The organism is Brevundimonas sp. AAP58, assembly GCF_001295975.1.
Lineage (GTDB): Bacteria > Pseudomonadota > Alphaproteobacteria > Caulobacterales > Caulobacteraceae > Brevundimonas.
On sequence record NZ_LJHU01000136.1, the window covers coordinates 1 to 9,815 of the forward strand.

The window sequence follows — 9,815 nt, forward strand, 5'->3', positions numbered from 1 at the left end:
CCCGCCGCGACAAGCTCGCAAGGCCTTGCGCCCTTCCCAAGCGACGGAACCGAGAGCGAGGGTAACACACCCGGATATCAGGGCGCGTTCAGCGCGTCTCGAACAGGACGGGCGTTGATTCCGCTGACGAAATCCGGGCGTCGTTGGATGATTGAGAAAAACAGCGCGCGTTTCTCTCCCTCCCCGGCCCGGGGAGGGGGGCGGAGGCGTAGCCGAAGCCGGGTGGGGGCGGCCGGGTGATCCAGACACCGTCATCGCCTGTGTCTCGCCGGGCCGCCCCCACCCGATCGCTTCGCGATCATCCTCCCCCGAGGGGGAGGGAGAGGGGGGGCTAGCTGCCCCGTCGCAGGGCGCTGAGCACCGCAGGTACTCCTCCTGGCAAATCCTCCGCGATCAGGCCCGGGCCCAAGCGCTCGGCGGCCGCCGCATGCATCCAGACGGCGGCGCTGGCGGCGTCGAACGTCGGCATGCCTTGGGCGATCAGGCCGCCGATCAGGCCTGCCAGAACGTCGCCACTGCCCGCCGTCGCCAGCCACGGCGAGCCGTTCGGATTGATCCGGGCCCGGCCATCCGGCGCGGCGATGATCGTCTCGGCCCCCTTAAGCACGATGTGGGCACCGGCCTGGCGGGCGGCCTCGGCGGCGGCAGCCTCCCTGCCCTGCTCCAGCAGACCGGGGAAGACCCGCTCGAACTCGCCTTCGTGAGGGGTCAGGACGTCGTCGCGGTCGAGGCTGGCGAAGAGGTCGACGCCCCTGCCCTTGAAGATGGTCAGGGCGTCGGCGTCGACGACCAGGGCCGCGCCAGTGCGGGCGAGCGCGGCGAGGTTCTGCACGGTCGCCTCGTTCAGGCCCGCCGCCGGGCCGATGACGACGGCGTCCATCGCCTCGGCCAGCGTCTCCAGGCCCTCCGGCGAGGTGAAGGCCTCGACCATGACGGCCTCCAGCGCGCCCGCGACGATCGGCGCGGCGGCGGGCGGGCACAGCACCTTCACCAGCCCCGCTCCGACCCGCAGGCCCGCGCGTGCCGCCAGCCGCGCTGCGCCCGTATTCAGCGGACCGCCCGAGACCACGCCCAGCCGGCCACGCGAATGCTTGTGGCTGGCGGCGTCGGGCCACGGCAGGCGGTCGCGCCACAGCGACGGGTCGTTGGTCTCGGCCATCAGGTCCTCCGCGCCCGGAACGTCTGAAAATGCGATCCGCCCCTTGCCATATTGTGCAATGCGGTGTCCCTTGCTTTCCCGAGCGTGCGCACCGGCAAAGGGTCGGTCCCGCGCGGTCTCGGGGCGCCCATGAAGAAGATCGAAGCCGTCATCAAGCCGTTCAAGCTGGACGACGTCAAAGAGGCGCTCCAGGACATCGGCGTACAGGGCATGACGGTGCTGGAGGCCAAAGGATACGGCCGCCAGAAGGGCCATTCCGAGCTCTATCGCGGCGCGGAGTACGTCATCGACTTCCTGCCCAAGATCAAGATCGAGGTGGTGGTCGCCGACGACCTGGCCCCCGCCGTGGTCGAGGCCATCCAGACCGCCGCCCGCACCGGCAAGATCGGTGATGGAAAAATCTTCGTCTCCACCATCGACGACGTCATCCGCATCCGCACCGGCGAGACCGGCGCGCAGGCGGTCTAGTTCAGTTCAGTTCCCCAGCTTCCTCCCCAGAAGAAACGCGAAAAGGATCATCACTCATGAGCGCCAAGAAAATCCTGCAGGAGATCAAGGACAAGGACGTGAAATACGTCGACGTCCGGTTCACCGACACGCGCGGCAAGCTGCAGCACGTCACCTTCGACGTGGACCTGGTCGACGAGGACTTCCTGGAGGAAGGCACCATGTTCGACGGCTCGTCCATCGCCGGCTGGAAGGCGATCAACGAGTCCGACATGCTGCTGAAGCCGGACCTGACGACGGCCTACATCGACCCCTTCTATCAGCAGACGACGCTGTTCCTGTTCTGCGACGTCATGAACCCGGACACGGGCGAGCCCTACAACCGCGACAGCCGGTCGATGGCCAAGAAGGCCCTGGCCTATGTGCAGTCGTCGGGCGTGGGCGACGCGGTCTATTTCGGGCCGGAAGCGGAGTTCTTCATCTTCGACGACGTGCGCTGGAACACCGCCCCGCACGACACCGGCTATTCCTATGACTCGACCGAGCTGCCGGCCAACACGGGCGCGGAGTACACCGAGGGCAACATGGGCCACCGCCCGGGGCCCAAGGGCGGCTACTTTCCGGTCAATCCGGTCGACTCGGGCCAGGACCTGCGCGGCGAGATGCTGGGCGTCATGCGCGACCTGGGCCTGCAGCCCGAGAAGCACCACCACGAGGTGGCACCGGCCCAGCACGAGCTGGGACTGAAGTTCTCGGACCTGCTGACCATGGCCGACCGACTGCAGCTCTATAAGTACGTGATCCACAACGTGGCGGCGGCCTACGGCAAGACGGCGACCTTCATGGCCAAGCCGATGTTCGCCGACAACGGCTCGGGCATGCACGTCCACCAGTCGATCTGGCGCGACGGCAAGCCCCTGTTCGCGGGCGACAAGTACGCAGGCCTGTCGGACTATTGTCTGTGGTACATCGGCGGGATTATCAAGCACGCCAAGGCGATCAACGCCTTCGCCAACTCCACGACCAATTCCTACAAGCGGCTTGTCCCGGGCTATGAGGCGCCGGTCAAGCTGGCCTATTCGTCGCGCAACCGCTCGGCCTCGATCCGGATCCCGTGGGTGTCGTCGCCCAAGGCCAAGCGCATCGAAGCCCGCTTCCCCGACCCGATGGGCAACCCCTATCTGACGTTCACGGCGCTGCTGATGGCGGGCCTGGACGGCATCGAAAACCGCATCGATCCGGGCGCTCCGGCCGACAAGAACCTCTACGATCTACCGCCAGAAGAGCGCGGCAACATCCCCGAGGTCTGCGGCAGCCTGAAGGAGGCGCTGGAGGCCCTGGACAAGGATCGCGCCTTCCTGAAGAAGGGCGGCGTGATGGATGACGACTTCATCGACAGCTACATCGAGCTGAAGATGGAAGAAGTGATGCGGCTGCAACTGCACCCGCACCCGGTCGAGTTCGACATGTACTACAGCTGCTGATCGGTCGGATCGAAGCGCGTTTCCGGAAGCCGTCGACGAAAGTCGGCGGCTTTCGTGTGTCGGGCTCAGCCCTTCGCGCGACGACGGCCCACGGCGGTCATCCCGGTGCCGAAGAGGAGCAGGAGCAGGCCGCCCGTCAGGCCGTACTCGGCCCCGTAGGCGAAGTACGACAGGACTATCAACATGCCGGAGAGCGCCAACCCCGCCTGGGCCACGCGCAGACGCCGGTGATGGCTCGACTCGTCCGGCGCGAAGGCGGCGAACGGGATGGCGCAGAGACCGATCAGGGCCGCCACACCGGCGGCAATGACGAGACCGAGTTCAATCATGAGCCCGCGTTGCTCCTCTATGGCAGAAGGAGCATAGCCGCTGGAAGCCGTATGTCAAGCGTCATTGACATATGGTCGACTTTCCTTGTCAGGCCGACGAAACGTCTTCGCGACCGCGGCGCAGCTCGATCAAGCGCACGCACCAGATCGAGACCTCGTAGAGCAGCACCAGAGGGATGCCGAGCATGATCTGGCTGATCGGATCCGGCGGGGTCACGAACGCGGCGACGACGGCGATGCCTACGATGGCGAACTTGCGGCTGCTGGCGAGCACCGTGGACGACACCAGCCCGGCCAGACCGAGCAGGGTCATGACGACCGGCAGCTGGAAACACAGGCCGAACGCCAGGATCAGGGCGGTGACCAGGTTCAGATAGTCGGAAACGCGCGGCAGGAGCTCGGCCGAAATGCCACCGCCGACGATCTGCTGGTTCAGCGAGAACAGCATGACGAAGGGCAGCATGACGAAGTAGACCATCGCCGCGCCAACCAGGAAAAGAACGGGCGAGGCGATCAGAAAGGGCAGAAAAGCCCCGCGCTCGTTGCGGTACAGGCCCGGAGCCACGAACCGCCACAACTGATAGGCCAGCACCGGAAAGGCGACGATGACGGCCCCGAAGGCCGCCAGCTTCATCTTGGTGATGAGGAACTCCAGCGGGGCGGTGAAGATCAGATTGACCGTGTCCTGCGCCACCGTCGGCACCGGAATGAGGCCCGCCGTGCCCAGGATCAGGTCGATCGGCGAGACCGCGCCATCCGCCCCTGCTGCAGCCCGGAACTGGGCCGCCACGGCGAAGGGCTTGACCAGGAAGGCGTAGATCGGGTCGGCGAAGATGAAACAGCCGATGAAACCGACGACGAAGGCGACGACACAGACGATCAGCCGGTTCCGCAACTCGACCAGATGGTCCATCAGCGGCGCGCGCGAGGCCTCGATCTCGGCTTCATCCCGATCGTGAGCGCTCACTGCTCCGTCACCTTCTTGCGCGGCTTGCGAGGCCTGGCGGTCGGGCTCGTCGCGGTCGAGCGGACGCGCGGGGTCTTCCCGGCCTCGGCGGGCGGGGCCTTCGATTTCGACCCGCTTGGCGCCCTGGGCTGGGTCGGCGGTGCCGGAGCCGCCAGGTCAGCGGTCGGGGCGGGCTCGGAGAGCGTCGGCAACGGCTGGACGCCCGGGTCGGAGAACTCGCCCGGTCCGGTGATCTGGGGCTGCGCGCCGGGCGCGGGTCCGTTCAACGGACGGCTCAGGTCCTGGTTGATGTCACGGAACGCGGCTTCGGCCTCGGGGCCGAGGGGAACCATCTGATTGCGGCGCAGGGCGTCGACTTCCTTGCGAAGCTCGTCGAGCTCGGACTGACGCGCCATCTCGTCGAAGCTGGCGCGGAACTCGTTGGCCATGGCCCGCGCCTTGCCCAGCGCCTGACCGACCTTGCGCATAAGGATCGGCAGGTCCTTGGGACCCACCACGATCAACGCCAGCAAGCCGATGACGAGGATTTCCAGCCCGCCGATACCGGGCCCCAGACCCCCCATCGTCAACCTCCGCCGTGTTCGAGGCTTAGGACTTCAGGTCTTCTTTTTCGGCGTCGGTGCGCGGCAGGGCACCGGCCTTCTGGTCCTGCTGCGGCTGATCGTCGTCGCCCTTCAGGCCGTCGCGAAAGGCGCGGATGCCCTTGGCGGCATCGCCCATCAGGCCGGAGATCTTGCCACGGCCACCGAACAGCAGAAGCGCAAGGGCGACGATGATGAGGATTTGCCAGATGCCGGGCTGCATGACGACGTCTCTATCTCTGGCGGGGACGAACTGACCCCGACGCGGGTTTGTTGATCGGCATATAGGCGCTTCGGTGGCGCGCCGCCAAGCGGGCCTGTAATCACGACGACAAATGAGTCACGTCATCATCCACACCGACGGCGCGTGTCGCGGCAATCCGGGCCCCGGCGGCTGGGGGGCGATCCTGCAGTCCGGCGGCAAGGCCAAGGAGCTGCACGGGGGTGAGCGGCTGACCACCAACAACCGCATGGAGCTGACGGCGGCGATCATGGCGCTGGAGGCGCTGAACCGGCCCTGTCGCGTCGATCTGCATACCGACAGCAAGTATGTGATGGACGGCATCACCGGCTGGATCCACGGCTGGAAAGCCCGGGGCTGGAAGACGGCGGACAAGAAGCCGGTCAAGAACGAAGACCTGTGGAAGCGGCTCGACACCGCCCGCGCGCGCCATGAGGTCAAGTGGCACTGGGTCAAGGGCCACGCCGGACATGAACTGAATGAGCGGGCCGATACGCTCGCCAACCTCGGCATCGACGAGATGCTGGCGACCCGGTGAACGACGGGCGAAGGGATTGCCAACCCGTCTGGCTTGAGCTCTGGTCGAACGATGATCGACGGCAACGCCATTCCCCCTCCGCCACCCGAAACAGAGACCAAGACGCAGAGGGTCTCCATCGAGGGAACCCTAGCCTCGCTGTCGGCGATCTCGGCCCTGATCGTCGCGGCGGCCTCGATGTTCACGGCTGTGCAGGCCCTGGACGTTTCCCGGACGGCCGCGCGTCAGAAGATCTTCGAGAGCCAGCTCGCGGTCTGCATGCAGTTCAGCGAACTGACGGCCCAGGCGACCGACGAGGGAGCGAAGACGTCAGGCCTGATCGAAGGGCAGCTGGATGACGGCGGCTGGGAAGAGCTCAACACCCGCTGGGAGGCTGGGGCGGTCCTGTCGACCGCGATCTATCGCCAGTATCTGCAGATGACGATGGTGTTTCCGGACGAGATCAGTGATCTCGCCTATGTCGCGACAGAGAAGCGGACAGAGATCGCCAACCGGCAGGTCGACGCCATGGAAGCCGAAGTGCTGACGCCGGAAATCCGTGCGGACCTGGAACGTCTGTCCAATGAGGAGGCGGACGCCCTCAACGCGGCGGCCGCCGCGTGCCGGGACCACGTGTCGGCGACGGCGGGCATCTGACGGAGTCTAGGGCGCAACCGGCCTGACCCTGAGCGAAGGGCCATTCAGGGCTTCCACGATAACGCTGTCACCAGCCTCTGCGGCGTGTCCCTGCATTTCAGCGGCCCATTCGGCACCGGAGACGAAAACCCGTCCACGTCCGTCCACGAAGGTCTCAACGACCCGTGCGCGCTGTCCGATCAGCCGGGCCTCCCGATCGTTGACATCGGGCTTGTCGCCAGGGTTCACCCGCTGAATCAGGCGGCGCGAGAACAGGGTCGCCACGACCGTCAGGATGGCGAACACGCCAACCTCGCCCGCGAAACCGATGTCGAGGCCCAGCGCCGTCAGCACCGCGACCACGCCCGCCGCCACCGCCGGCCACAACAGCCACTCGGACGACAGCGCCGCCTCGATGGCCAGAAGCACCACCCCGATGGCCAGCCAGATCCAGAAGGGCTGGCTGTTGTAGATGTCGATGATTGCGCCCATCGCCCCCTCCTCAGGTCGTCGGAACCGCGCTGCCGCGAGGACGCGGCGCGGGCGGCGGCGGGGTCGGGCGCGGCGGCGGCGACTGCTGGTCGCGGGCCAGGCCGACCAGTTCGCCGATGCCGGCGATGGTGCCGACCAGGCCGCTCATCTCGGCGGGCACGATCACGGTCTTCTGCGTCGGGTTGCGCGCCAGCTCGGCGAAGGCGTCCACATAGCGCTGGGCCACGAAGTAGTTGATGGCGTTGACGTCGCCGCGGGCGATGGCCTCGGACACCATGGCGGTGGCCTTGGCCTCGGCCTCGGCCTCGCGCTCGCGGGCCTCGGCGTCGCGGAAGGCGGCTTCCTTGCGGCCCTCGGCCTCGAGAATCGCGGCCTGCTTGGCGCCCTCGGCGCGGGCGATGGCGGCCTGCTTCTCGCCGTCGGCCTCGGTGATGACGGCGCGGCGCTCGCGCTCGGCCTTCATCTGACGGGCCATGGCGTTGGTGATGTCGGCCGGCGGCGTCAGGTCCTTGATCTCGATGCGGTTGACCTTGACGCCCCACGGCTCGGTCGCCGCGTCGATGGTGTTCAAGAGGCGGGAGTTGATGGCGTCACGCTGGAACAGCACCTCGTCCAAGTCCATCGAACCGACCACGGTGCGCAGATTGGTCGAGCACAGCTGGGTGATGGCGTATTCCAGGTTCTCGACCCGGTAGGCGGCGTTGGCGGCATCCATCACCTGAATAAAGACGATGGCGTCGACCTTCACCATGGCGTTGTCCTTGGTGATGACCTCTTGCTGAGGGACATCCAGAACCTGTTCCATCATGTTCATGCGCCGGCCGATCCGCTCGACGAAGGGGGTCAGCAGGCTGATGCCGGGCTTGAGCGTGCGGGTGTATTTGCCGAACCGTTCGACCGTCATCTCGCGGCCCTGGGGCACGATCTTGATGAGGCTGAACAGAAACACGATGGCGAAGATCACCAGCGCGAGCGCGAAATAGGTCATGGACGTCCTCCTGCCCAGCGACGGTAGCGGGAGGGCGGAAGTGGCGCCACTGAAACCGGATGGGTGCGTCAGACGATCCGTGACGTCGGCGAGCCGTCGTCAGGCGTGGTCGCGGAGCCGTATGGCGCCCTCGATGATCCGCCGGGTCTCGCTCCAAGCAACGCGGGAACGGGCGTCGGCTAGCGGAACAAAGGCCGCCTCGGCCGCGTCGTCGCCCGCGACCGGCTCGCCCGACAGCCATTCGGCGGCGAAGTCGACCAGCACGTAATGCCGGCCTGCCTCCGGAAAGATGCCGTCGACCACGTCGATCAGGCCGATCAGCCGGGCCTCCACACCGGTTTCCTCACGCAGTTCGCGCAACGCGGCCGCGCGAACCCCCTCCCCCGGTTCGATCCGCCCGCCGGGCAGGCTCCACTCTCCGAGGCGCGGCGGCGTACCGCGCCGAATCAGGAGCACACTGTCGCCGCGCAGGCAGACGACGCCGACAGCGGGGATGGGGTTGGACCAACTCATTTGGACCAAGTCGGCGTTTGTGCTAGTCTCATTGCATGACCACGATGAACATCGCCGAGGCGAAGGCCAAGCTTTCTGAGCTCGTCGCGCGCGCGGAAGCGGGCGAAGAGGTCGTGCTGACCCGCAACGGTCAACCCGCCGCGCGGATCACCGCGATCGAGCCCAAGCGCAAGGAGCGGCGTAAACTGGGGGCCTGGAACCATCTGAACCTGAATATTCCCGACAGCGTGTTCTTCGAGCCGGATCTCGAGCTCGAACAGGCGATCGAGGACAGTCGCATTTTCCCGGACGAGACGTGAGGCTACTGCTGGATACCCACGTCTTCATCTGGGCGATGGGTCAGGTCGAGCGTCTGCCGGATTACGTTTCGGACGCTATCGGCGATCCTGACAACGAGGTCTGGCTGAGCGCCGCGTCGATCTACGAGATCGAATACAAGCGTGAGCGTGATCCGCTCTTGCGACGCCTGCCAGGCGATCTCATTCCGGCGGCCGACGCCCTGCCGGCCGAGTGGCTACCGATCAACCCACGACACGCGCTGACCGCCGCACGGCTGGATCGCGTTCACAAGGACCCGTGGGACCGCCTGATCGCCGCTCAGGCGATGGTCGAGGGACTGATCGTCGTCTCGGTGGACCCCGCCATGAAAGCCTTCGGCATGGAGACCCTTTGGTGACCCCCTCCCCCTCTGCCCTCGCCGAACTGAAAGCCGCGCTCGGTCCCTCCGGCTGGACCGAGGACCCGGCCGAGATCGCGCCGTGGCTCACGGAGTGGCGGAACAAGTGGCAGGGGCATACGCCGCTGATGCTGAAGCCGGGCTCGACGGCGGACGTGGCGCGGGCGGTCGAAATCTGCGCCCGGCACGGCGTCGCGATCGTGCCCCAGGGCGGCGACACGGGGCTGGTCGGGGGGCAGATCCCCTATGGCGAGGTGCTGCTGTCGACGCGGCGGCTGCGGGCCGTGCGGGACGTGACGCCGCTGGACGACGCCATGACGGTCGAGGCGGGGGTGTCCCTGCTGGAGGCGCAGCAGGCGGCAGCAGCGGCGGGAAGGTTCTTTCCGCTCAGCCTCGCGGCCGAAGGCACGGCGACCATCGGCGGGGTGATCTCGACCAATGCGGGCGGCACGGCGGTGCTGCGCTATGGGATGATGCGCGACCTCGTTCTGGGCATCGAGGCCGTCATGCCGGACGGACAGGTGTTCAACGGGCTGAAGCGGCTCAGGAAGGACAACACCGGATACGACCTCAAGCAGTTGCTGATCGGGGCGGAGGGGACGCTGGGCGTCGTGACGGCGGCGACGCTGAAGCTGTTTCCGGTGATGCGGAGCCGGGCCACGGCGGTGGTGGGGCTGGAGACCGCGCACGCCGCGATTCAGCTGCTGGCCATCGCCAAGGCCGAGACCGGCGGGGGCGTCGAGGCCTTCGAGCTGATGAAGCGGATCGGGGTGGAGTTCGCCATC

15 protein-coding genes are annotated in these 9,815 nt (G+C 66.9%); 7 read left to right on the forward strand and 8 right to left on the reverse strand.

The genetic code is table 11. The features are described 5' to 3' along the window. Positions 1–331 precede the first annotated feature (331 nt). The gene (locus IP78_RS14695) at positions 332–1,159 is read right to left on the reverse strand and encodes an NAD(P)H-hydrate dehydratase (RefSeq protein ID WP_054112408.1); all 828 of its coding nucleotides are present in this window, start codon (positions 1,157–1,159) and stop codon (positions 332–334) included. A gap of 129 nt (positions 1,160–1,288) precedes the next feature. On the opposite strand from IP78_RS14695, the gene IP78_RS14700 reads away from it, so the two are divergent. Both IP78_RS14700 and glnA read left to right on the forward strand, forming a co-directional pair. Continuing rightward, positions 1,289–1,627, forward strand: coding sequence for a P-II family nitrogen regulator (locus IP78_RS14700; RefSeq protein WP_054112409.1), 339 nt, complete (start codon positions 1,289–1,291; stop codon positions 1,625–1,627). Between the two features lie 56 nt (positions 1,628–1,683). Then, complete coding sequence (gene glnA / locus IP78_RS14705) at positions 1,684–3,090, forward strand: type I glutamate--ammonia ligase (RefSeq protein ID WP_054112410.1); 1,407 nt, start codon at positions 1,684–1,686, stop codon at positions 3,088–3,090. Positions 3,091–3,155: 65 nt separating this feature from the next. Here glnA and IP78_RS14710 read toward each other — a convergent pair whose 3' ends face one another. The 4 genes from IP78_RS14710 to IP78_RS14725 all read right to left on the reverse strand — a co-directional run bounded on the left by IP78_RS14710 (position 3,156) and on the right by IP78_RS14725 (position 5,190). Further along, on the reverse strand, positions 3,156–3,419 hold the full coding sequence (locus IP78_RS14710; RefSeq protein WP_054112411.1) for a hypothetical protein: 264 nt from the start codon (positions 3,417–3,419) through the stop codon (positions 3,156–3,158). A gap of 88 nt (positions 3,420–3,507) precedes the next feature. Next, positions 3,508–4,386, reverse strand: a complete 879-nt coding sequence (tatC, locus tag IP78_RS14715) for a twin-arginine translocase subunit TatC (protein WP_054112412.1) — start codon at positions 4,384–4,386, stop codon at positions 3,508–3,510. Next, a complete protein-coding gene (gene tatB, locus IP78_RS15840; RefSeq protein WP_054112413.1) occupies positions 4,383–4,949 on the reverse strand; it encodes a Sec-independent protein translocase protein TatB in 567 nt (188 codons plus the stop codon). The genes tatC and tatB overlap by 4 nt, the downstream gene beginning before the upstream one ends. A 25-nt stretch (positions 4,950–4,974) precedes the next feature. Further along, entirely contained in the window at positions 4,975–5,190 is a 216-nt protein-coding gene (locus tag IP78_RS14725) for a twin-arginine translocase TatA/TatE family subunit (protein ID WP_054112414.1), read from the reverse strand. A gap of 112 nt (positions 5,191–5,302) precedes the next feature. Between IP78_RS14725 and rnhA the strand changes: the two genes are divergently transcribed. Both rnhA and IP78_RS14735 read left to right on the forward strand, forming a co-directional pair. Further along, positions 5,303–5,746, forward strand: a complete 444-nt coding sequence (gene rnhA, locus IP78_RS14730; RefSeq protein ID WP_054112415.1) for a ribonuclease HI — start codon at positions 5,303–5,305, stop codon at positions 5,744–5,746. Between the two features lie 51 nt (positions 5,747–5,797). Then, positions 5,798–6,382 carry a hypothetical protein gene (locus tag IP78_RS14735; RefSeq protein WP_054112416.1) on the forward strand — a complete coding sequence of 195 codons (585 nt, stop codon included), beginning with the start codon at positions 5,798–5,800 and terminating at the stop codon, positions 6,380–6,382. A gap of 6 nt (positions 6,383–6,388) precedes the next feature. Here the strand turns inward: IP78_RS14735 and IP78_RS14740 are convergent, their stop codons facing one another. From IP78_RS14740 to IP78_RS14750, 3 genes are all read right to left on the reverse strand, one after another. After that, complete coding sequence (locus IP78_RS14740; RefSeq protein ID WP_054112417.1) at positions 6,389–6,853, reverse strand: NfeD family protein; 465 nt, start codon at positions 6,851–6,853, stop codon at positions 6,389–6,391. 10 nt (positions 6,854–6,863) lie between these two features. Continuing rightward, on the reverse strand, positions 6,864–7,841 hold the full coding sequence (locus tag IP78_RS14745; RefSeq protein WP_054112418.1) for an SPFH domain-containing protein: 978 nt from the start codon (positions 7,839–7,841) through the stop codon (positions 6,864–6,866). A gap of 99 nt (positions 7,842–7,940) precedes the next feature. Beyond that, positions 7,941–8,354: an NUDIX hydrolase gene (locus IP78_RS14750; protein WP_054112419.1), complete on the reverse strand. Its 414-nt coding sequence runs from the start codon at positions 8,352–8,354 to the stop codon at positions 7,941–7,943. Positions 8,355–8,389: 35 nt separating this feature from the next. Between IP78_RS14750 and IP78_RS14755 the strand changes: the two genes are divergently transcribed. The 3 genes from IP78_RS14755 to IP78_RS14765 all read left to right on the forward strand — a co-directional run. Further along, entirely contained in the window at positions 8,390–8,653 is a 264-nt protein-coding gene (locus tag IP78_RS14755; RefSeq protein ID WP_054112420.1) for a type II toxin-antitoxin system Phd/YefM family antitoxin, read from the forward strand. Beyond that, positions 8,650–9,030, forward strand: coding sequence for a type II toxin-antitoxin system VapC family toxin (locus tag IP78_RS14760; protein WP_054112421.1), 381 nt, complete (start codon positions 8,650–8,652; stop codon positions 9,028–9,030). The genes IP78_RS14755 and IP78_RS14760 overlap by 4 nt, the downstream gene beginning before the upstream one ends. Then, on the forward strand, positions 9,024–9,815 hold a 792-nt coding region (locus tag IP78_RS14765; protein WP_156320448.1), incomplete at its 3' end, for an FAD-binding oxidoreductase. The genes IP78_RS14760 and IP78_RS14765, both read left to right, overlap by 7 nt.